This is a genomic window from Cobetia sp. 2AS (assembly GCF_029846355.1).
GTDB classification, from domain to species: domain Bacteria; phylum Pseudomonadota; class Gammaproteobacteria; order Pseudomonadales; family Halomonadaceae; genus Cobetia; species Cobetia amphilecti.
Genome location: NZ_JARWKQ010000003.1, coordinates 451,526 through 472,760, shown reverse-complemented (window position 1 = coordinate 472,760; position 21,235 = coordinate 451,526). Strand labels below are relative to the sequence as shown.

Here is a 21,235-nt window from a genome sequence, read left to right as displayed (position 1 = left end):
TGCAATCCGCCAAATCCTCTACACCTTTGGCGTAAGAGAGCTGGCATGCGCTGGACAAAAGGCTGCCAGAACAAGGCCGAACCGCCTGAGACGCCGCCATGCCAGTCTTCACACACCGACAGGACAGAGGCACTCCAGCCGGTAGCGGCCGAGACGAAAGACGCCCCGCCAGCACAGGCTGACGGGGCGACTTGAGTCTCAATGCCAGACCGTTCATCGGTCGGCTTGTCGACAATCACGCGTTTTATACGAAGCTGAGCTCCGCGCCGATGCGGCGGGGTTTCTGGAAAGGCAGCGAGTGATCGGTGCCGGGGATTTCCAGCGACTGCCAGCCCGCATGACGCTCGGCCAGCAGGCTGTGATAGTCGCGCAGGGTCTGCGGGCTCTTGCCGCCGACCAGGCTGCGCACCTCGCTGCCTGAGGCCAGCACGTCGGCCAGCAGTGCCTCACGGTCGATCTCGCGCACGGCATGCGTGACACAGTCCAGCGCATTGGCGAAGCCCAGATGGCGATGCGCCAGTCGCGCCACCATCATGCGCTCGGCGCGCGGGTTGCGCGTACGATGCGGCGAGATGAGGTCGAGGAAGGCGGTGATGCCCGCCTCGGGGCTCGAGGCTTCGCGCATGGCGCGCGCCGCCTCGGCGTAGCCGTCACGCACCTTGAGCATGGTGGCGTGGCATTCGCGCTCCAGCAGCGCCGGCTCCAGCAGACTGATGTCGCCGACCTTCACCTCCGGGCGCTCGGCGCGCAGACGCTGGACGAGACGCATGGCGACCAGCCCGCCGAAGCTGTAGCCGATCAGGTCGAAATGCGTGATGCGCTGCGTCTCGATCAACGCCATCACATCCTCGACCACCTGCTCGAGAGTGAAAGGAGGCTCGCCACCCTGCGGCGCCAGCGTCTGCCCCATGCCACGCAGGTCCGGGATGATCAGCTCATCATGGGCCGTGAGATGCCCGACCAGCGGTGCCCAGGTCAGCGTGCCGGCCACACCCGCGCCGTGCAGCATCAGCAGTCGACGCCCGCCCTGGGCGTCATGCCGCTTGAGACGCTGCCAGAAGATGTTCTGATCGGGACGTGACAGCAGATGTTGGCCATGTTCGAACTCGGGATGCATGCAGGGGCTCCGGTGGGGTGCCAGGGGCTGGGCAAGAGACTGGGCAAGAGGGCTGGGCGAACGTCAGCACGCGCGTCATGGCAGTCATCGATGACGGCGCAGGGCGTTCAGAGGCAGGCACCTTAATCAGCGCACGAGAGAACGGCAAGCCAACAAGGCCAGCCCCTCACCGGAATCCGCACGCATGGGCGGACAAAACGCCTTCGGATGCCTAGAATGCCCTGTCCGCCAACGGAAGCTGTCATGACCATCTCGCTCGAAATCAACGCCCTGCCCTACGCCCTCGCCGCCGAGGATGAAGCCTCCACGCTGTCGCGCTTCGCACGCCTGCGCTCACGACCCGACGCCGTGCTGCTCGACAGCGGCCAGCCGTCGCTGGCCGGTGGCCGCTTCGACATCATCAGCAGCGACCCGCTGGCCGTGCTGGAGCAAGGCCCACACGGCGGCAAGCTCACTGGCCCGCTGCCGGAGTCGATGCGTGACCTGAGCCAGTTCAGTGAAGCGCTGGAGCGCCTCGCCCGCCTGCCGGTGATCGAGGCCCAGCGCCAACTGCTGACCCTGCTGCCGCAGACGCTGGCAGGCGAAGAGCTCGCCCGGCATGACCTGAGCGCCGAGGACCTGCCGTTCATCGCCGGCCTGCTGGGCTACTGGAGCTACGACTTCGGGCGCGCGCTGGAAGACTTGCCCGCCACGACCGAGGACGATATCGCGCTGCCCTGGGCGCGTCTGGGTCTCTATGACTGGGCATTGATCAGTGACCATCAGCGCCAGCAGAGCTGGCTGATCGCCTCGCCCCAACGGCGCAGGCAGGTGCTTGAGTGGCTGGAGCAACCGGCGCCGAGCAGCGCCGACTTCGCCCTCGACACTCCCTTCGCGCCACTGCTGGACCGCGCGGACTACGGCGAACGCTTCCGTCAGGTGATGGAGTATCTGCACGCCGGTGACTGCTATCAGATCAACCTGACACAGCGCTTCTCCGCCGACTGCAGTGGCGACAGCTGGGATGCCTACCTGCGCCTGCGTCAGGCCACGCCGACACCCTACGCCGGCTACCTGAGCTGGCAGGACGCCAAGGGCGAGGAGATGGCGATCGTCTCCGTCTCGCCGGAGCGCTTCGTCGAGGTCAATCATCGCGCGGTCGAGACCAAGCCGATCAAGGGCACCCGCGCACGTGGCGCGACGCCGGAAGAGGACGCCCGGCTTGCCGCCGAGCTGCTGGGAAGCCCCAAGGACCGCGCCGAGAACGTGATGATCGTCGACCTGCTGCGCAATGACCTGGGTCGCGTCTCCGCGCCCGGCAGCGTCAAGGTGCCCTCACTGTGCGCGCTGGAGAGCTACGCCAACGTGCACCATTCCGTCAGTACCATCACCAGCACCCTGGATGAAGGGCGCGATGCGCTGGATCTGCTCGGCGCCGCCTTCCCCGGCGGCTCCATCACCGGCGCGCCCAAGATCCGCGCCATGCAGATCATCGAGGAGCTGGAGCCGGTGCGCCGCAGCGCCTATTGCGGCAGCCTCGGCTATCTGGATATCCGCGGTCACATGGATACCTCCATCGCGATCCGCACGGCGGTGATCGCCGAGGGCCAGGTGCATCTGTGGGGCGGCGGCGGCCTGGTCGCCGATTCCGAGGAAGAGGCCGAATATCGCGAGAGCCTGGCCAAGATCCAGCGGCTCATGGAAGCGCTTGGCTGACAGGCGGCGTTATAAGGCGTCATGAGCGCCATAACTCGATGGCATATAACGTTCGAACGAATTCGTATTGGGGAAGCAGTGCCTGCCTTTGATAGGGTAGGCGCATTCCCGCACGTCTCCTTGAGCGCTACCCGCCTCTGCTGATGGTCTTTGCTGGCCATTGATCAGCCCTGCGCCCCGCTCCATCGGACGTGCCCTCGTTCTGGAGACTCCTCATGTCCGATACCTTCGATCTCGCCCGCATCAATGCCGAATTCGGCAACGACCCGGAAGCCCTGACCCGCTGGGCTCTGTCGCTGGACAAGCACGCCATCTGCACCACCAACTTCCGTCCCTTCGAGGCGGTGATCCTGCACATGGTGACGCGCTTCCGCCCTGACATCCCGATCGTGTGGATGGACAACGGCTACAACACCGATGCCACCTATCGCTTCGCCGATGAGGTGACGCGCAAGCTGAACCTGAACCGCATCATCTATCTGCCGCAGCGCACGCGTGCCCACCGTGAAGCCGTCGATGGCCTTACGCCGCATATCGATGACCCGCGCCACGAAGCCTTCACCCGTGAAGTGAAGCTCGAACCCTTCGAGCGTGCGCTGCGCGAACTGAACCCCGAGATGTGGTTCACCGCCGTGCGCGCCAGTGACACCGCCTTCCGTGCCGGCATGCAGCCGGTCTCGCTGAACGGCGATGGCCTGATCAAGGTCGCCCCGGTGCTCAACTGGTCATCCAAGCAGATGCACGAGTATCTGGTCGCCCACGACCTGCCCAACGAGTTCGACTACGTCGACCCGACCAAGGCGGAAGACAACCGCGAGTGTGGCCTGCACCTGGCACACTGAGCCCTGTGGTTGACGCTGTGCGCTCGAGCCGCCCAGCCAGCAAAAAGCCCGCCTCTCAGGAGGCGGGCTTTTTCATCTGCGCTGTGGCAGATCAGGCGAGCGGCACTCAGTTCACCGGGACTGTCCACCGACACTCAGTCCACCGACACTCAGTCCACTGGGACTCAGCGCACCGGCAGCTCGATGTCGTGGAAGATCTCGTGCTCGTGGCGCGGGCCGGCGGCCAGCGCCGCTTCGACACGCTCGCGCGTCAGGTGCGGCGCGAAGCGCTCGACGAATTCGAACATGTAGCTGCGCATGAAGGTGCCGCGACGGATGCCGATCTTGGTCGTGGAGCTCTCGAACAGATGCGTGGCGTCCAGTGCGACCAGGTCCTCATCGGCCACCTCGTCCACCGCCATGTGCGCGACGATGCCGATGCCCATGCCGAGACGCACATAGGTCTTGATGACATCGGCGTCCGAGGCGGTCAGCACCACGTTGGGCGCCAGGCCGTGGGACTTGAAGGCATCGTCCAGCTGACTGCGCCCGGTGAAGCCGTAGGTATAGGTGACCAGCGCATAACTGGCCAGCGACTCGAGGGTCAGTTCCTCGCCATTGGCCAGCGGATGATCCTTGGGCACCAGCACGCAGCGATTCCAGCGATAGCACGGCAGCAGGATGAGGTCGTTGAACAGCTCCAGCGACTCGGTGCAGATGGCGAAATCGGCCTGACCTTCACTGACCATGTTGGCGATCTGCTTCGGCGTGCCCTGCTGCATGTGCAGCGCGACATCCGGGTACTTGCGCGTGAAATCGGCGATCACCGGCGGCAAGGCATAACGCGCCTGGGTGTGCGTGGTGGCGATCGACAGGCTGCCGCGACGGTCGTCACTGTGCTCCTGGGCGACGTGCTTGATGTTCTCCACCGTGCGCAGCACCTGGCTTGCCAGCTCGACGATGGACTCGCCGGCCGGGGTCACCCGCGTCAGGTGCTTGCCACTGCGTGCGAAAATTTCGACGCCAAGCTCATCTTCCAACAGGCGAATCTGCTTGGAAATGCCCGGCTGGGAGGTATACAGACTTTGCGCGGTGGCGGACACGTTCAGGTTGTGGCGGGTGACTTCCCAGATATAACGCAACTGCTGGAGTTTCATGCGGCTTCACTCTCCTGAGAAGCACCATCGACGCGACGCGGCGTGACAGTGGCCCGGACATGGCCGGTCACCTTGCTAAGATGATCGGGCGATAAAATCATGAATAATGATTCCTTTCGGGAATATACGCTCAAGAGTAGATTGGCGACAGTAACCTGACAAGGGGGTAGGTAGGGATGGAAGTCACACAACTGCTGCTATACGTGCTGGCAGGCGCCGGAGTGGGTTTCGCGGTCGGTGTCACTGGCGTGGGCGGCGGCTCGCTGATGACGCCCCTATTGTTGATGTTCGGCTTCCCGCCGCACATCGCCGTGGGCACCGACCTGCTCTATGCCTCCATTACCAAGGCAGGCGGTGCCTTCGCGCACCATCGCCAAGGCCATGTGGACTGGACCATCGCCCGACGCCTGGCCATCGGCTCGCTGCCGGCGGCGCTGTTGACGATTGCGGTCCTGCATACCTTCTTCACTGACCCCACCGCCTACGCGGGCCTGATCAAGGGTATGCTGGGCGTGATGTTGATCCTCACCGCCGGCGTGCTGCTGTTCAAGAAGCGTCTGCTGGGGCTGATCAGCCCGGAAAGCTTCATCGTACGCCACGCGGTACCGCTGACCGTGCTGTCAGGCATCGTGCTCGGCGTATGCGTCACCCTGTCCTCCGTGGGTGCCGGCGCCTTCGGTGCTGCCGTGCTGATCATGCTGTTCCCGCTGTTGAGCACCGCGCGCATCGTCGGCACCGATATCGCTCACGCCGTACCGTTGACGCTGGTCGCGGGGCTGGGCCACCTGTGGCTGGGCAATGTCGACTTCCTGTTGCTCGGCGCGTTGCTGGTCGGCTCACTGCCCGCCATCAGCCTGGGCGCACGCCTGACACGCCACATGCCCAGCGGCCTGCTGCAGGGCCTGCTGACGACACTGCTGCTGGGGCTGGGCATCCGTTACGCCTTCTTCTGAGCCCTCCTTGCTGCGGGATCCTTCGCACAGGCAATACCAAAGTCGGGGCAGGCAATCCACATTGCCTGCCCCGTTGCTATTCCCTCAAACCAATAAAACAGCTATAAAAACACTAGCGATCATAACCCCGTGCTATTGAGCCGATGGACAATGCCCATTTGTCAGTGATGCAAAGTGGCGCTACCATCGGACGCAGCCTGCATGTCCGGCAATGCCGCAGACAGCGAAACGAATCCCCTGGAGAAACAAGATGTCCAATCACGTCGATGTCACCGGCGCCAACTTCGAACAGGAAGTTCTCAACGCTGAAGCCCCGGTCCTGCTGAAGTTCTGGGCCCCGTGGTGTGGTCCGTGCAAGATGATGGCGCCGGTCGTCGAAGAAGTCGCCAACGAGAAAGGCGAAGGCCTGAAGATCGTCAACGTCAATGTCGATGACGCGCCGGAAATCGCCGCCGAGCAAGGCGTGCGTGGCGTGCCGACCGTGATCCTGTTCAAGTCCGGCGCCAAGGTCGCCTCTCTGGTCGGTGCCCAGTCCAAGGGTCAGCTGAGCCAGTTCATCGAGCAGAACCTCTGATTCGACTTGCTGACAGGTGACTGCCCCGCCAGTCACCGAGCACTGATTCGATAACCAAAGGCCCCGTCACGCACAGCGTGACGGGGCCTTTGGCATTCAGGCAGCGGGTCATCCACGCAGAGCTGGCTCGCGGGTCATTCCTCCGCCATGCGTCGACGACGGCGAATCCGGCGCACGGAGGGGCCCAGCAGACGCGCCGCCCAGCGCGTGCCCGGGTGCGAGTCGAAGGCGATCTTGAGCGTCATGGTGATCGGCACCGACAACAGCATGCCCACCGGCCCGAACACCCAGCCCCACACCACCAGCGACAGGAAGGCGGCCAGCGTCGACAGCCCCAGGGTGCGCCCCATCACGCGCGGCTCGATCAAGTTGCCGAGAATGAAGTTGATCGCCAGATAACAGCCGCCCAGCATCAGCGCCTTGACCGCGCCACCCTCCGGCATCACCAGCGTCAGCAACACCGCAGGCACCGCGGCCAGCGCCGAGCCGATGTTGGGAATGTAGTTGAGGCAGAAGGCCAGCGTGGCCCACAGGAAGGCGAACTCCACATCGAGCACCAGACAGCTGATCGCGACCAGCCCCCCGGTCACGAGGCTGATCAAGGTCTTGACCGCCAGATAGCGGCGCAGCGTCAGCGAGAACAGCGTGAAGCGGCGCAGACTGACATGCGGGCTGCGCAGCGTGCTGACCAGCTTGTCGCGCAGTGACAATGCCTCATAGAGCAGGAAGGTGGCCGTCAGCACGATGATGACGCTTGAGGACAGAAGCCCCCCAAGTCCGGTCAGCAGGTTCGGCACCCACTGGGTCAATGAGGCCGGATCGACCAGCTCGCTGAAACGGGCCGGCGCGATGGATACGCCGCTGTCCGCCAGCCATTCCAGCATGCTCTGATACTGTTCGCGCAGGCTCTCCTCAAGCTTGGGCATCTCATCGCTGAACAGGGTGAAGCGCGAGACCAGCAGCGCCGTCAGCGACGAGAACAGCACGCAGACCGTCAGGATGACGATCGGCACTCCGAAGCGTTGCCCGATGCCGTGACGGGCCAGCCAGCGCACCGGCGCATCGCAGACCGCAGCGACGAACACCGCCAACAGCAGCGGCACCACCAGGTCCGCCGCCAGCTTGAGGCCGCCGATGATGATGACCACTGCGGCCATGCCGACCAGCAAGGGGTGAATCTCCAGCGCGCGGCGCACGTTGGGCGCGTGACGAGAACGTCCGGAGCGTTCGAGCGCCTCCTGCTGACGCTCGTCGCGTGGTACCTGCATGCGTGTCACGGCCTCCTCGATGGAAGTGCCCTCACTGACACTGCGTGGCTCGCCAACGCTATCGTCAGGCGCTTGCGCATCAGCCATCTGCGCCTCGGGCGGCACTTCCTCGTGTCGCGATCTTTCCTCAGGCGTATCGTTCGCGTGCATCCTGCGCCACCTATCCTGTCAGTGCTTGCCATCAGTACTTGCCATCAGTACATGCGCGTCGCTGCCCCGCGGCTTCCTCGGGACAGCCTTCGATGCGCCTATCTTGGGCGCATGCCTGTCACAAGCCAAGACTGAAACGGGATTGATTGCTCGTGTCGGGGAAAATCCGCGCCTCCCTCAAGACGCACAAAAAAATGGGGAGACCGAAGTCTCCCCAAGGGTACCGAGTCAGAGCGCACTGACTGGAGGCATAAGACACGACTGTTGCCGATACATCGAACTGCTGAGTCTTGAAACTGCTGTCATGCTTGAAACTGCTGTCAGGCTTGAAACCGTCATCAGATCTCGAAGCCGCTGCCGAAGCCTTCCACCGTCGGCGCCATCAGCGTCTCGCCACCGGCGCGAATCATCGCGGCATGGCCTTGCGTACGCGGCAGGATGCGCTGGAAGTAGAAGCGCGCGGTATCCAGCTTGGCCTGATAGAAGGCAGCGTCCCCTTCGCCGGCCGCCAGCGCGGCCCTGGCCGTCTCACCGGCCCGCGCCCACAGGTAGCCCAGCGTGACGTAGCCGGCATACATCAGGTAGTCGACACTGGCCGCGCCGACCGCTTCGCGGTCCTGCATCGCGCCCATGCCCACCGCCATGGTCAGCTCGCCCCATTCGCGGTTGAGCTCGGCGAGCGGATTGGCAAACTCGCTGCCTTCGCTGGCCTGACAGAACTTGTGGATCTCCTTGGTGAAGACCTTGAGCGATTCGCCCTGGCTCATCAGGATCTTGCGGCCCAGCAGGTCCAGCGCCTGGATACCGGTGGTGCCTTCATAGAGCAGGGTGATGCGTGCATCGCGCACGAACTGCTCCATGCCCCATTCCTGAATGAAGCCGTGGCCGCCATAGACCTGCACGCCGTGATTGGTCGCCTCGAAGCCGGTCTCGGTCAGGAAGGCCTTGACGATGGGCGTCAACAGGCCGAGCAAGGTATCGGCACGCGCCTTGTCTTCGCTGTCCGGAGCATTCTCGACGATGTCATTGAACTGGGCGGCGTACATCACCAGCATGCGCCCGCCCTCGGCGATGGCCTTCTGGGTCAGCAGCATGCGGCGCACGTCCGGATGCACGATGATCGGGTCGGCGGCCTTCTCCGGCGCCTTGGCACCGGACAGGGCACGCATCTGCAGACGGTCACGCGCATAGCTCAGCGCATTCTGGAAGCTGGCCTCGGCCAGCGCCACGCCCTGGATCCCCACGCCGAGACGCGCGGCATTCATCATGGTGAACATGCAGGCCAGTCCCTTGTGCGGCGGGCCGACCAGATAGCCTGTAGCGGAATCGAAGTTCATCACGCAGGTCGCGTTGCCGTGAATGCCCATCTTGTGCTCGATGGAGCCACAGCTGACGCCGTTGCGCTCACCGGCCTCGCCATTGGCGTCGGGCAGGAACTTGGGTACCACGAACAGCGAGATGCCACGCGAGCCTTCCGGAGCATCCGGCAGCTTGGCCAGCACCAGGTGCACGATGTTCTCGGACAGATCGTGCTCACCGGCCGAGATGAAGATCTTGGTGCCGCTGATGCGGTAGCCCTTGCTGCCATCGCTGTCATCCAGCGGCACGGCGCGGGTCTTGATCAGCCCCAGGTCCGTGCCGCAATGCGGTTCGGTCAGGCACATGGTGCCGGTCCAGCTACCTTCGACCAGCTTGGTCAGGTAGGTCTGCTTGAGCACCTCGCTGCCGTGATGCTCGAGTGCATTCATCGCGCCATGTGAGAGGCCCGGATACATGCCCCATGACAGGTTGGCGGAGGCGACCATTTCCGAGAGCACCATCGCCAGTGACGGCGGCAGGCCCTGACCGCCATGCTCCGGTGAGGCAGCCAGACTCGGCCAGCCGCCCTCGACATACTGCTGGTAGGCAGCCTTGAAGCCGCTCGGCGCCTTGACCTCGCCGCCCTCGAAGGTACAGCCCTCGCGGTCGCCCGACTGGTTCAGCGGCGTCAGCACCTCGTGCGCGAAGCGTGCGCCCTCCTCGAGGATGGCGGTCACGATATCGTCGCTGGCCTCATCGCCACCCGGCAGGCTGGCATAGTGCGCGGGATAGTCGAGCAGCTCATTCATCACGAAGCGGATGTCGCGCAACGGCGCCTGATAGTCCGGCATGCTTTACTCCTTGAGCCGTCGCGACGCGGCGGCGCTGACCTGAACAACGACAGGTGGCGACAGGACGCTTGTCAGGCGGCGCAGCACTCACTCGGGCAATGAAGAAGCGAGTCGCTGGCGGCGAACAGGTCTGACGCAACACTATCAAACATGTGTTTGAAATTAACGCCTCCTTCGCCATACCGTCAAGCGGTCGTTTGATTTCTGGCCTGCGACATTGGTGGCAAGCCCTGTCTCATCAGTGGCAAGCCCTGCCTCCAGGCCGCGCCGCGCGCACGGCAGGCACAAAAAGACACACACTAAAAACAGACACAAAAAAGCCCGACCGCAGCCGCGGTCGAGCAATATCTCCCCCAGAGATAACCTGTCCTGCAAGATTCCTTGTGTACCGTGCTCTCTCCCCAGAGCCGATCCAGAGCGCCGATCCAGAGAGCCCGATCCAGACGATAAAGGTCTTACCCGCCAGCCTCAGGCCATGCGAATGCTGCCATCGAGGCGGATCACCTCCCCGTTGAGCATGCTGTTGGTGATGATGTGCTCGGCCAGACGCGCGAACTCATCGGGCTTGCCCAGACGCTTGGGAAACGGCACCGCCTCGCACAGCGCTTCGCGGGCCGGCTCCGGGATGCCGGCCATCATCGGTGTCTCGAACACGCCGGGCGCAATCGCCATCACGCGAATGCCATGGCGTGCCAGCTCACGCGCCATCGGCAGCGTCATGCCGGCGACCCCGGCCTTGGAGGCGCTATAGGCACACTGCCCCACCTGGCCGTCGAAGGCCGCGACCGAGGCGGTATTGAGAATGATGCCCCGCTCGCCGTCCTCGCCCTCGGCAGCATTGCGCGCCATGCGTGCCGCCGTCAGGCGCGCCACGTTGAAGGTGCCGCTCAGATTGATCGCCAGCGTCTTCTCGAAGCCCTCCAGCGGAGCAGGCTCGCCGTCACGATCCACCAGCTTGGCGACGCTCACCACGCCGGCGCAGTGGATCACCCCGTGGATGGCACCGAAGGTCTGCTCCGCGACATCCAGCGCAGCCTCGACACTGGCGCTGTCGGTGATATCGCAATGACAGAAGCGTGCCGCCTCCCCCAGTGAATCGGCCTGTTCACGTGCGGCCTCGGCAAGGTCCGCCAGCACCACCTGGCCGCCGGCCGCGACGATACGTGAGGCCGTGGCGGCCCCGAGGCCGGATGCTGCGCCGGTGATCAGAAAGCAGTGGTCGGCGATCTTCATGAAGCGAGTCTCCCGAAAGGTGGTGACAAGGAAGGTGATGACAGACCTGTGGTGACAGGCCTGTGGTGACAGGCGCGTGGTAACAGGCGCGTGGTAACAGACAAGCCCCGTCGGATAGCCGGCCATGCCAAAGCCACGTGTATGGCTCGGTGTTCAGCTCTCGCGCGCCTGTGCTCGCAGCAGGAAACGCTGGATCTTGCCCGACGGCGTCTTGGGCAGGCTGTCGACGAAGTCGATCTCGCGGGGATAGCTGTGCGCCGAGAGTCGCTGACGCACGCTGGCGCGAATTTCCTCCGCCAGCTCGTCACTGCCGACATGGCCATCGCGCAGCACCACATAGGCCTTGATGATCTCGCCACGCAGCGCATCCGGCTTGCCGACCGCCGCTGATTCCGCCACCGCCGGATGCACCAGCACAGCGTTCTCGACATCCGCCGGGCCGACGCGATAGCCCGCGGTGGTGATGATGTCGTCGTCACGCCCGGCGAAGGTGAAGCGGCCATCGGGCTCTGCCACCACCACGTCTCCAGTCAGGTAATAGCCCTCGACGCAGGGCTGTTTCTCCTGCCAGGTGTAGCCGGCGAAGAAGTGTGCGGGCGAGCGGGCGATATCCACCGCCAGCACACCCGGCTCGCCCGGCGGCAGCTCACGATACTCGGCGTCGAGCACGGCCAGTCGATAGCCAGGCAGCGGGAAGCCGACACTGCCGACCACGACCTCATGGGCCAGCGCGTGATGATTGCAGCAGGTCATGCCGGTCTCGGTCTGGCCGTAATGGTCCATCACCGCACAGCCCAGCTCCCGCGCGACCCAACCCACCACCTCGGTGTTGAGGGGTTCACCGGCGGAGCTTGCGACCCGCAGGTTCAGGCGCTCGAAGGCGCCTTCACCGAGCCCGGAGGCCTTGAGCATGCGATAGGCCGTGGGCGCGGCCGCGAAGTTGTCGATGCGATGACGTTCCATGAACGCCAGCCCGCCTTCTGCACTGAACGGCGCCTGCATGAAGTAGGTGGTGGCACCCAGCAACAGCGGGCCGGTGATGGCGTAGTAGAGGCCGTAGGCCCAGCCGGGGTCGGCCATGTTCCAGAAGCGCTCGCCGGGGCGCAGGTCCACCGCCAGGCGTTGATAGAGCCAGAAGGCAGGCAGCGCATTCAGCGCCACCGCCACGCCCTTGGGCTTGCCGACCGTGCCGGAGGTGAACATCTGCAGGAAGGGCGCCTCCGCCGGAAGCCACACCGGCGGCTCGGTCAGTGGCTCGCTCTGCATCAATGTCTGCCAGTCGAGATCGCCCGCCTCCAGCGCATCTCCCTCACCGCGCACGCAGATGATCACGGGATGGCGGGCAAGCTCAGTGAACTTGCTGCGCTGGCTCGTCTCGGTGATCACGATCTGCGTCTCGGCGCGCGACAGGCGATAGTCGAGCGCATCGGTGCCAAAGGCGGTGAACAGCGGCTGATAGACGGCGCCCAGCCGCCAGGTCGCGGCCAGCGCGATCATCAGCTCCGGCGTGCGCGACAGCATGCAGGCGACCCGCTGCCCCGCCATCACGCCCTGTGCCTTCAAGGCAGCCGCCATCCGCGCGCTCTGCTCATCGAGCTGTGCGTAACTCAGCTCACGCACCCGGCCCTGTTCGTCTTCGTGGACCAGCGCGATACGTTCGCCCTGCCCGGCGCGCAGATGACGCCCGACACACGCCTCATAGGCATTGCCGAGCTCGCCTTCGCCGTCGGTGTCGAGCGGCGTGGTGAACAGTTCATCGCGCAGTGCCTGGATATCGAAGGCGGCCAGATAATCGCTCAGCGTCTGGCTGGCGGAGGGTTGCATGGCGTGTGAATTCGCAGATGCAGCAGAGGCGGCGCGTGACGTGCGGTTTGTTGTTGTATCGCTTGGCGTCATGGCGTGACTGGCTCCTGAGTGGTGCTCCGGGGCGATGTGAGATGACTGGGCGCCAGCCATCTACAGTTAACGTAAACGTCAAGTTAGCGACAAGCCTGTCGGGCGGCAAGCATTGTGACGCTCGACTGGCCAAAAGTTGCAGACGCCGTGTAGCAGACGCCGTGTAACGGACGGCGTGTAACGCACGCTGTGTAGCAGACGCTGGCTCAGGGCAGACGACACAGGCTGTCGACCAGCGCCTCGGCCAGCTCATCGGGGGAGCGCTCTCCCTCGGGGCGATACCAGCGTACCGTCCAGTTGAGCGCGCCGAGCATGAACTGGCGCAGCAGCGCGGCATCGCCCTTGAGCAGCCCTGCGGCCACGGCGGAGGCGATGGCGTCACGCCAGAGGTCCTCGTAGTCATCGCGCAGCTGGACGAGATGCTCGCGCGCCGGACCTTCCAGCCGCCGCCACTCATAGAGCGCGACCACATGGGCGTTGCGATCGGTGAGCAGCGTGTCCAGATGTGCACGCGCCAAGGCCTGCAGTCGCTCTCGCGCCTGTTGCTGCGATGCCGCCGAGGCGGTCACTTCGCTTGCCTGGTACGGCTCGCAGCGCGCCAGATGCTCACGGGCGATGGCCAGCGCACTGAACATGCCCTCTTCGATCACGGCGCACAGAATTTCCTGCTTGTCGGCGAAGTGATGGAAGAGACTGCCGGACTTGATGCCCATTTCCTGGGCCAGCATGCGGACGGTGGTGCGATCGAAACCCTCCTCGACGAACAGGCGGGCAGCGATACGGACCAGCTCCTTGCGACGGGGTGAGGCGGTGGCTACATTCATCGTATAACTAGCGCTTGCTTGGTTTATGGGATTGAATGGATCAAAGCATAGCCACGCAGTGATCACAACGCCGACTGCACGACTCGATCTTCCAATAACAAGACACAGGAGACCGTCATGACGACCGCTTCCCGCTCTACGCCAAGCCCCGCCGCCAGCGCCGATGACATCGTGATTCTCGCCGGTGCCCGCACGCCGATGGGGGGCCTCAAGGGCTCACTCTCGACGCTGAGCGCACCACAGCTCGCCGCCGTGGCCATCAAGGCGGCCATCGAACGCGCAGGCCTCACGCCTGCCGATGTCGACGAAGGCATCTTCGGCTGCGTGCTGCCCGCCGGCGTCAAGCAGGGCCCGGCGCGGCAGGCCATGCGTCAGGCCGGCGTGCCGGACAGCATCGGCGCCACCACCATCAACAAGCTGTGCGGTTCCGGCATGAAGGCCACCATGCTGGCGCATGACCTGATTCGCGCAGGCACCAACCGCATCATGCTGGCCGGCGGGATGGAATCGATGTCCAACGCCCCGCACCTGCTCACCCAGGCGCGTGGCGGCTATCGCCTCGGCCATGGCGAGCTGAAGGACCACATGTTCTTCGATGGGCTGGAAGATGCCGAGACCGGCAAGCTGATGAGCGTGTTCGCCCAGGAAGTGGCCGATGCCCGCGGCTATGATCGCCAGCGCATGGACGACTTCGCCATCGAATCGCTCAGACGTGCCATGACGGCCACCGAATCGGGGGATATCGCACCGGAAATCGCCGCCGTCACGGTCAAGAGCCGCAAGGGCGAAAGCGTGGTCGAGCAGGACGAGCAGCCCTTCCAGGCCAATCTCGACAAGATTCCCACCCTGCGCCCGGCCTTCGCCAAGGACGGCACCATCACCGCCGCCAACGCCAGCTCCATCTCCGATGGCGCCTCGGCGCTGGTGCTGACGCGCCGTGATGAAGCCGAACGACGCGGGCTGGCCGTCAAGGCACGTATCCTCGGTCACAGCACCCACTCCCAGCACCCCAGCGAATTCACCCTGGCGCCCATCGGCGCCATCGACACGCTGATGAAGCGCCTGGAGTGGACCACAGAAGACGTCGACCTGTTCGAGATCAACGAGGCCTTCGCGGTGGTCACCCTGCTGGCGATGGATGCCCACGACATCCCGCATGACAAGGTCAATGTCTTCGGCGGCGCCTGCGCCCAGGGGCATCCGGTGGGCTCCACCGGCTCGCGCATCATCGTCACGCTGATCAACGCGCTGGAACGCCTCGGCAAGAAGCGCGGCATCGCGGCGCTGTGCATCGGCGGCGGCGAAGCCACCGCGATCGCCGTCGAACTGGAAGGCTGATCCGCCAGCAGACACTGAGCCAACCTGATGCTTGAAACGACACGAGGCCCGGGTCATTGATCCGGGCCTCGTGTCGTCGTGCGGCCTGCGATGCTCTCAGGCAGCGATCAGGGGCTCAGCCTTTCGAGCCCTGACGCTGGCGCCGCTTAGCCATAGCGACCGGTGATGTAGTCCTCGGCCTTCTTGGTATTCGGGTTGGAGAACATGGTCTTGGTGTCGTTGTACTCCACCAGCTCACCCATGTGGAAGAAGGCGGTGTAATCGGCGACACGTGCCGCCTGCTGCATGTTGTGCGTCACGGTGACGATGGAGAACTGGGTCTTCAGCTTGTCCATCAGGTCTTCGATGGTCGCGGTGGAGATCGGGTCGAGTGCCGAGGTCGGCTCATCCATCAGGATGACGTCCGGCTTGACCGCGATGGCACGCGCGATGCACAGACGCTGCTGCTGACCACCGGACAGCGAGGTGCCCGGCTGGTCGAGAATGTCCTTCACTTCTTCCCACAGACCCGCATCACGCAGCGCGCTCTCGACCAGATCATCCTTGTCGGCGCGACGGCTGACCAGGTCGTGCATGGTCGGCGCGTAGGCGATGTTGTCGTAGATGGACTTGGGGAACGGGTTCGGCTTCTGGAACACCATGCCGACGCGACGACGCAATGCCACTTCATCCATGTTGCGCGCGTTGACGTCACGGCCATCCATCTCGACCAGACCTTCGATGCGCACGCTGCGGATCAGGTCATTCATGCGGTTCAGGCAGCGCAGGAAGGTCGACTTGCCACAGCCGGACGGGCCGATCAGGGCGGTGACGTTCTTCTGGAAGACATCGATGTTGATGTTCTTCAACGCCTTCTTCTCGCCGTACCACAGGTTGAGGTCTTCCACGCGAATGGCCAGCTCGTGGTTGGCATCTTCGTTGATGACGACCGGGCTACCGGGACGAGTGGCGGCGGCAGGCTTGGCGGGAGTGGCGACGGTGCTGTTCATGTCTCGTATTCCTTGATGAGTCGTGGGCCAGGGCTAAGGGTGGAAGGCGACCGGCCAATCGGCGGGCCGCCTCGCAGCTGCCTACCAGCGACGCTCGAATTTCTTGCGCAGCATCACGGCTGCGGCATTGAGTAGGATCAGCACTGACAGCAGCACCAGGATGCCCGCCGCAGTACGTTCAACATAGGCCTGCTCCGGCTCGCCCGCCCAGGTGAATATCTGGGCCGGCAGCACGGTGGCAGCCTGGGTGATGGCGGTCGGCGCATCCGGAATGAAGGCCACCATGCCGACGATGATCAACGGCGCGGTCTCGCCCATCGCCTGTGCCAGGCCGATGATGGAACCGGTCAGGATTCCCGGCAGTGACAGCGGCAGCACGTGATCACGCACCACCTGCCAGCGGGAGCAGCCGACGCCGAAGGCGGCCTGACGAATGGTGTCCGGTACGCTGCGCAGCGCCGAGCGCGTGGTGATGATGATCACCGGCAAGGTCATCAGACCCAGCGTCAGACCACCGACCAGCGGGGAGGAACGCGGCATGCCGAAGAAGTTGATGAAGATCGCCAGACCCAGCAGACCGAACAGGATCGACGGCACCGCCGCCAGGTTGTTGATGTTGATCTCGATGGCCTGGGTGAAGCGGTTGTCCGGAGCGAACTCCTCCAGATAGACCGCCGTCAGCACGCCGACCGGGAAGGCGAAGGCCAGCGTGACCAGCAGCGTCAGGATCGTGCCCATCGCGGCCGACCAGATACCGGCGTATTCCGGCAACTTCGAATCACCGGTGGTGAAGAAGTTGATGTTGAACTTGAGCTCGGCCGTACCGTTCTCGATCATGCGGTCCAGCACGGCGGTCTGCTTGGGCTTCAGGTGTGACTTGTGGCCCTTGAGGTACTGATCGACCTGGTCATCGGCGATCACCCAGCGGTCGATCGTCTGTCCCATCAGGCTGGCGTCAGCGGCCATGTCACGCGGCAGCTGGCGCAGCCAGCCGCGGCTGACCAGATCACGCACGCCTTCTTCCACCGCTGCCAGCGGGATTTCCTGCGACTGCTCGCTGTAGGTGACCGGCACGTGCAGTTCTGCCTGCTGGAAGGCCGGGTAGCCGCGCATGACCATGTCGCCGATGAAGACCACCAGGAAGGTGGCGGCCAGGGCGAGTGCGCCCATGGACATGAATTTCAGGCGCTTGGTGCGGCGATGACGGCCCTTCAGCTGGGCCGAGATATCGTCGAATGAATGGCTCATGTCTAGTCTCGGCCTCAGAGGTTGTTGGCGCTGTACTTCTCACGGAAGCGGCGGATCAGGACCACCGAGACCATGTTCAGCAGCAGAGTGACAACGAACAGCACCAGACCCAGCGCGAAGGCCGACAGTGTCTCGGCACTCGCGAATTCCTGGTCGCCGGTCAAGGCAGCGACGATGCGCACCGTGACGGTGGTCATGTCTTCCAGCGGGTTGGCGGTCAGGTTCGGACGCATGCCCGCCGCCATCACCACGATCATCGTCTCGCCGAGGGCGCGTGACATGGCCAGCAGAGACGCGGAGATGATGCCCGGCAGCGCGGCCGGCAGGATGACGTTGCGGATGGTCTCGCCGTGGGTCATGCCCAGCGCCAGAGAGCCCTGACGCATGGTGTCCGGCACGGAGGTGATGACGTCATCGGACAGTGAGGAAATGAACGGAATGATCATGATGCCCATGACCAGCCCCGGCGCCAGCGCGTTGTTGTAGGACGCCTCGATGCCCAGCGGCGAGAAGATGTCGACGATCAGCGGCGCGACGGTGATGGCGGCGAAGAAGCCGTAGACCACGGTCGGGATACCGGCGAGCACTTCCAGCACCGGCTTGGCGACGGTACGCACGCTCTCGGGGGCGAACTCCGCCATGTATACCGCGGCGAGCAGACCGATGGGAATGGCCACCAGCATCGCGATCAGGGTGATCATGAAGGTACCGGCGAACAGCGGTACGGCACCGAAGTTGGCGGTGCTCTCGACGCCTTCACCACGGCCGGCGGCCATCTGGAAGCTGTTGCCCGGATCCCAGGTGGTGCCGGTGATGAAGGTCCAGAAGCTTTCCATCTGGAAGAAGCGGATGGCCTCGAAGATGATGGAGACCAGAATGCCGAACGTCGTGACGATGGAGATCATCGCCGCGCCGATCAACACATAACGAATGAGGGTCTCGATGGCATTGCGCGCATGGAAATCAGGCTTCACCAGGGCGAGGCCGATGACCAGGCCGACGGCTGCGACGACCAGACTGGCGATCAGCAGCTGCATGCCTTCGATATCGATATCTGCGGTGGCAATCGCAACGACGGCTGCCAGACCGACCAGCAGAGCAGGCCCTGCGCTGGAGATTGCCGTGAACCAGCCGTACTGATCCGGCTGGGCGTACATTTCAGCACCGCTGGCACGCACACGCTGTGCCTTGCTGCGGCCGCTGAAGAAGGCCACCAGGCCAGCCAGCGCCACGATGCCTATGAAGAAGAGAAAGATCTGCTGAGTCTGCATCTTTCGGGTCCCGGAGTCGCGTTGTTCACAGGGGGAAGGCTTCATGCCTTGCGAAACCCTGCGACCAGTCAAGCAAACGGGCCGGCTGCCAAGGGCAACCGGCCGCGTCAGAGGGTCAGCTGCGTTGCTTACTTCTGGAGATCGGCCAGAGTCAGCTTGGTGCGCTCAGCGACCTGCTCGCGAAGCGTGGCGCGCTCTTCCTTCGGCAGCGGGATCAGACCGATGCCCTTCAGGTAGCCCAGCTCACCGATCATCTTCTCGCTCATGAACAGGTCGTTGTAGGCCTGCTGAGCCGGCACGTCATCCTTGTGCTGGTTCTTCACGTAGTAGAACAGGGAGCGGGAGACCGGGTACTCGCCAGAGGAGATGGCATCGGCTTCCGGCTGCACGCCATCGATGGAAGCACCGACGACCTTGTCAGCATTCTCTTCGAGGAAGGAGTAGCCGAAGATACCGAAGGCTTCGGTGTTCTCGACCAGCTTCTGGATGATCAGGTTGTCATTCTCGCCGGCAGCGATGTAGTGACCGTCCTGACGGATGTTGGTGTAACCCTCACCGCCGTAGCCTTCCATCTCTTCGGTGGAGACTTCCATCACCAGCTCTTCGAAGGCATCACGGGTACCGGAAGTGGAAGGCGGCCCGTAGACGGTGATCTTGCGGTCCGGCAGGGAGGAGTCGATCTCGGACCACTTGGTGTAGGGGTTGTCGACCAGCTTGCCGTCGACCGGCACCTGAGCGGCGACCGCCAGGGTGATCTGCTCACGGGTCAGGTCGATGCTGCCATCGCGGACAGACTGGGCGAAGGCGATACCGTCGAAGCCGATCATGGCTTCGGTGATATCGGTCACGCCGTTCTCTTCACAGCGCTCGAATTCAGACGTCTTCATGCGACGAGAGGCGTTGGTGATGTCCGGAGTGCTGTCACCGACACCTTCACAGAACAGCTTCATGCCGCCGCCGGAACCGGTGGATTCGATGACCGGAGTCGGGAAATCGCTGGTGGCACCCAGCTCTTCAGCGACGTAGCTGGAGAACGGATAGACCGTGGAAGAACCCACGATGCGCAGCTGTTCACGGGCTTCTGCAGCACCAACTGATGCAGCGATGACAGCCACTGCGAGACCGGACTTGAGGAACGCCTTCATGCCTGAAACTCCTTGCGATAGGAATGAGCCAGTGAGGTGGCTTCTTGTCTACAGGGAGTACCTTGCCAAGCATTCATGACAACTGTGTGACAGTCGCCGGCTCAAGCCTTTCTCAGTCGGGCGGCGTCTCATGGCGCGCCAGGGCGCGGCGCCCTGCCAGCACCCGCAGCAGAATATTGCTGACCAGCGCCGTGCCCAGCATGCCGAGAATCATCGGCCACAGGCTGTCCATCGCCAGACCTGCGATCAGCATGCCGATCACGGCGCCACTGGCAAACTGCATGCTGCCGATCAGCGCATTGGCCGTGGCACTGATGCGCGGGAAATACTCCAACGCCGAGGAGATCGCGTTGGGCGCCACCATGCCGTTGGCCCCGACGAACACCATCAGCAGCGGCGCGATGACGTAGAGCAGGTCCAGCCCCAGTGCCAGCGCCGATACCAGCAGGATGGCGGCAGACAGTTGGATACCGATGCCGATGCGCAACAGACGCGGCGGCGACAGGCGTGACAGCAGGCGCACGTTGAGACGGTTGGCGGTGAACATGAACAGGATGTTGGCGCCGAACAGCACCGGGTACCAGGCCGCCGTCACTCCGAAATGCTGCATATAGACGTAGGGCGACGCGGTGATGAAGGCGAACATGCCACCGAAGCCCATCGCCTGCGTCAGCGCATAGCCCATCGCCGGCCCGTGGCGCAGCACGCTGGCATAGTCACGCGCGACCTGCAGGAGACTGGCCGGCGGCTCGTCCGCCTCGCGCTTGCGTCGGGTCTCGGGCAAGCGCAGCGGCAGCACTATCAACAGGAAGGCGGCATAGGCGGCCAAGAAGGCGAAGATCAGCCACCAGCCCGCCATGCCCAGCAGCAGACTGCCGATGGCAGGCGCGATCAAGGGCGCCAGCATCATGATCACCGCGACGGTGGACAGCACCTTGGCCGCCTCGCGGCCACTGAAGCAATCGCGCACGATCGCCGAGGAATTGACCACCGAGGCACCGCCGCCCAGCGCCTGCAGGAAGCGCAGCGCATAGAGCCCCTCGAGACTCTCGACCTGGGTGATGGCCAGACTCGCCAGCAGGAAGACGAAGATGCCTGACAGCAGGACCGGCTTGCGCCCGATACGGTCTGACAGCGGGCCGAAGATCAACTGCCCCAGCGAGAAGCCGAGCAGGAAGATCGACAGCGACAGCTCCGTATGGTGCACCGTGGTCGCCAGGTCTTCTGCCATGGCCGGCAATGCCGGCAGATAGGCATCGATGGCCAATGGAGCCAGGGCCGTATTGGCCGCGACCAGCAAGGCCAGCTGACGGGTTTGACGCTTGTCCACATCCCCTCCTGCAATCGTTTGTCGATGGTATGTCCACGTGCCGAAAACGCCACGCCCTTGCCGTCAGATGACGACA

General features: G+C 64.0%; 17 protein-coding genes. 5 read left to right on the top strand and 12 right to left on the bottom strand.

Translation table 11 applies throughout. The features are described 5' to 3' along the window. Positions 1-244: 244 nt before the first annotated feature. The gene (locus QD356_RS11790; RefSeq protein ID WP_192838531.1) at positions 245-1,117 is read right to left on the bottom strand and encodes an alpha/beta hydrolase; all 873 of its coding nucleotides are present in this window, start codon (positions 1,115-1,117) and stop codon (positions 245-247) included. Positions 1,118-1,360: 243 nt separating this feature from the next. Here QD356_RS11790 and pabB point away from each other — a divergent pair, with 243 nt between their 5' ends. Together pabB and QD356_RS11780 are read left to right on the top strand one after the other, a co-directional pair. Next, positions 1,361-2,812 carry an aminodeoxychorismate synthase component I gene (gene pabB, locus QD356_RS11785; protein ID WP_192838532.1) on the top strand — a complete coding sequence of 484 codons (1,452 nt, stop codon included), beginning with the start codon at positions 1,361-1,363 and terminating at the stop codon, positions 2,810-2,812. A 215-nt stretch (positions 2,813-3,027) separates the two neighbouring features. Continuing rightward, on the top strand, positions 3,028-3,654 hold the full coding sequence (locus QD356_RS11780) for a phosphoadenosine phosphosulfate reductase family protein (RefSeq protein ID WP_054555396.1): 627 nt from the start codon (positions 3,028-3,030) through the stop codon (positions 3,652-3,654). A gap of 164 nt (positions 3,655-3,818) precedes the next feature. Here QD356_RS11780 and cysB read toward each other — a convergent pair whose 3' ends face one another. Next, positions 3,819-4,790, bottom strand: coding sequence for an HTH-type transcriptional regulator CysB (gene cysB / locus QD356_RS11775; RefSeq protein WP_043333969.1), 972 nt, complete (start codon positions 4,788-4,790; stop codon positions 3,819-3,821). Between the two features lie 176 nt (positions 4,791-4,966). Here cysB and QD356_RS11770 point away from each other — a divergent pair, with 176 nt between their 5' ends. Further along, positions 4,967-5,743, top strand: a complete 777-nt coding sequence (locus QD356_RS11770; RefSeq protein ID WP_192838533.1) for a sulfite exporter TauE/SafE family protein — start codon at positions 4,967-4,969, stop codon at positions 5,741-5,743. Positions 5,744-5,993: 250 nt separating this feature from the next. Next, positions 5,994-6,317, top strand: coding sequence for a thioredoxin (trxA, locus tag QD356_RS11765; RefSeq protein WP_043333971.1), 324 nt, complete (start codon positions 5,994-5,996; stop codon positions 6,315-6,317). A 134-nt stretch (positions 6,318-6,451) separates the two neighbouring features. Here trxA and QD356_RS11760 read toward each other — a convergent pair whose 3' ends face one another. From QD356_RS11760 to QD356_RS11740, 5 genes are all read right to left on the bottom strand, one after another. Beyond that, positions 6,452-7,672: an AI-2E family transporter gene (locus QD356_RS11760; RefSeq protein ID WP_225347551.1), complete on the bottom strand. Its 1,221-nt coding sequence runs from the start codon at positions 7,670-7,672 to the stop codon at positions 6,452-6,454. 401 nt (positions 7,673-8,073) lie between these two features. Then, positions 8,074-9,885, bottom strand: a complete 1,812-nt coding sequence (locus tag QD356_RS11755) for an acyl-CoA dehydrogenase C-terminal domain-containing protein (protein WP_192838534.1) — start codon at positions 9,883-9,885, stop codon at positions 8,074-8,076. A 468-nt stretch (positions 9,886-10,353) separates the two neighbouring features. Continuing rightward, entirely contained in the window at positions 10,354-11,118 is a 765-nt protein-coding gene (locus QD356_RS11750; RefSeq protein ID WP_043333973.1) for an SDR family NAD(P)-dependent oxidoreductase, read from the bottom strand. A gap of 153 nt (positions 11,119-11,271) precedes the next feature. Continuing rightward, a complete protein-coding gene (locus tag QD356_RS11745; RefSeq protein WP_192838535.1) occupies positions 11,272-12,942 on the bottom strand; it encodes an AMP-binding protein in 1,671 nt (556 codons plus the stop codon). Positions 12,943-13,220: 278 nt separating this feature from the next. Next, positions 13,221-13,838, bottom strand: a complete 618-nt coding sequence (locus tag QD356_RS11740) for a TetR/AcrR family transcriptional regulator (RefSeq protein ID WP_192838536.1) — start codon at positions 13,836-13,838, stop codon at positions 13,221-13,223. Positions 13,839-13,955: 117 nt separating this feature from the next. Between QD356_RS11740 and QD356_RS11735 the strand changes: the two genes are divergently transcribed. Then, a complete protein-coding gene (locus QD356_RS11735) occupies positions 13,956-15,176 on the top strand; it encodes an acetyl-CoA C-acyltransferase (protein ID WP_192838537.1) in 1,221 nt (406 codons plus the stop codon). A gap of 146 nt (positions 15,177-15,322) precedes the next feature. On the opposite strand, the gene pstB is transcribed toward QD356_RS11735, so the two are convergent. The 5 genes from pstB to QD356_RS11710 all read right to left on the bottom strand — a co-directional run bounded on the left by pstB (position 15,323) and on the right by QD356_RS11710 (position 21,159). After that, positions 15,323-16,165, bottom strand: coding sequence for a phosphate ABC transporter ATP-binding protein PstB (gene pstB / locus QD356_RS11730; RefSeq protein WP_084589459.1), 843 nt, complete (start codon positions 16,163-16,165; stop codon positions 15,323-15,325). Between the two features lie 81 nt (positions 16,166-16,246). Next, positions 16,247-17,413, bottom strand: coding sequence for a phosphate ABC transporter permease PstA (pstA, locus tag QD356_RS11725; protein WP_192838538.1), 1,167 nt, complete (start codon positions 17,411-17,413; stop codon positions 16,247-16,249). Positions 17,414-17,427: 14 nt separating this feature from the next. Further along, entirely contained in the window at positions 17,428-18,684 is a 1,257-nt protein-coding gene (gene pstC / locus QD356_RS11720) for a phosphate ABC transporter permease subunit PstC (RefSeq protein ID WP_043333977.1), read from the bottom strand. 128 nt (positions 18,685-18,812) lie between these two features. Next, on the bottom strand, positions 18,813-19,829 hold the full coding sequence (locus QD356_RS11715; protein WP_043333978.1) for a substrate-binding domain-containing protein: 1,017 nt from the start codon (positions 19,827-19,829) through the stop codon (positions 18,813-18,815). Between the two features lie 112 nt (positions 19,830-19,941). Beyond that, positions 19,942-21,159, bottom strand: a complete 1,218-nt coding sequence (locus QD356_RS11710; protein WP_192838539.1) for a Bcr/CflA family multidrug efflux MFS transporter — start codon at positions 21,157-21,159, stop codon at positions 19,942-19,944. Positions 21,160-21,235 lie beyond the last annotated feature (76 nt).

What these genes read in the sequence shown, in the direction of transcription:
- QD356_RS11715 (WP_043333978.1), bottom strand. Translation starts at nt 19,829, where the DNA reads ATGAAGGCGTTCCTCAAGTCCGGTCTCGCAGTGGCTGTCATCGCTGCA.
- QD356_RS11770 (WP_192838533.1), top strand. Translation starts at nt 4,967, where the DNA reads ATGGAAGTCACACAACTGCTGCTATACGTGCTGGCAGGCGCCGGAGTG.
- trxA (WP_043333971.1), top strand. Translation starts at nt 5,994, where the DNA reads ATGTCCAATCACGTCGATGTCACCGGCGCCAACTTCGAACAGGAAGTT.
- QD356_RS11755 (WP_192838534.1), bottom strand. Translation starts at nt 9,885, where the DNA reads ATGCCGGACTATCAGGCGCCGTTGCGCGACATCCGCTTCGTGATGAAT.
- cysB (WP_043333969.1), bottom strand. Translation starts at nt 4,790, where the DNA reads ATGAAACTCCAGCAGTTGCGTTATATCTGGGAAGTCACCCGCCACAAC.
- QD356_RS11735 (WP_192838537.1), top strand. Translation starts at nt 13,956, where the DNA reads ATGACGACCGCTTCCCGCTCTACGCCAAGCCCCGCCGCCAGCGCCGAT.
- QD356_RS11740 (WP_192838536.1), bottom strand. Translation starts at nt 13,838, where the DNA reads ATGAATGTAGCCACCGCCTCACCCCGTCGCAAGGAGCTGGTCCGTATC.
- QD356_RS11760 (WP_225347551.1), bottom strand. Translation starts at nt 7,672, where the DNA reads ATGGCTGATGCGCAAGCGCCTGACGATAGCGTTGGCGAGCCACGCAGT.
- QD356_RS11750 (WP_043333973.1), bottom strand. Translation starts at nt 11,118, where the DNA reads ATGAAGATCGCCGACCACTGCTTTCTGATCACCGGCGCAGCATCCGGC.
- QD356_RS11745 (WP_192838535.1), bottom strand. Translation starts at nt 12,942, where the DNA reads ATGCAACCCTCCGCCAGCCAGACGCTGAGCGATTATCTGGCCGCCTTC.
- QD356_RS11780 (WP_054555396.1), top strand. Translation starts at nt 3,028, where the DNA reads ATGTCCGATACCTTCGATCTCGCCCGCATCAATGCCGAATTCGGCAAC.
- pstB (WP_084589459.1), bottom strand. Translation starts at nt 16,165, where the DNA reads ATGAACAGCACCGTCGCCACTCCCGCCAAGCCTGCCGCCGCCACTCGT.
- pabB (WP_192838532.1), top strand. Translation starts at nt 1,361, where the DNA reads ATGACCATCTCGCTCGAAATCAACGCCCTGCCCTACGCCCTCGCCGCC.
- pstA (WP_192838538.1), bottom strand. Translation starts at nt 17,413, where the DNA reads ATGAGCCATTCATTCGACGATATCTCGGCCCAGCTGAAGGGCCGTCAT.
- pstC (WP_043333977.1), bottom strand. Translation starts at nt 18,684, where the DNA reads ATGCAGACTCAGCAGATCTTTCTCTTCTTCATAGGCATCGTGGCGCTG.
- QD356_RS11790 (WP_192838531.1), bottom strand. Translation starts at nt 1,117, where the DNA reads ATGCATCCCGAGTTCGAACATGGCCAACATCTGCTGTCACGTCCCGAT.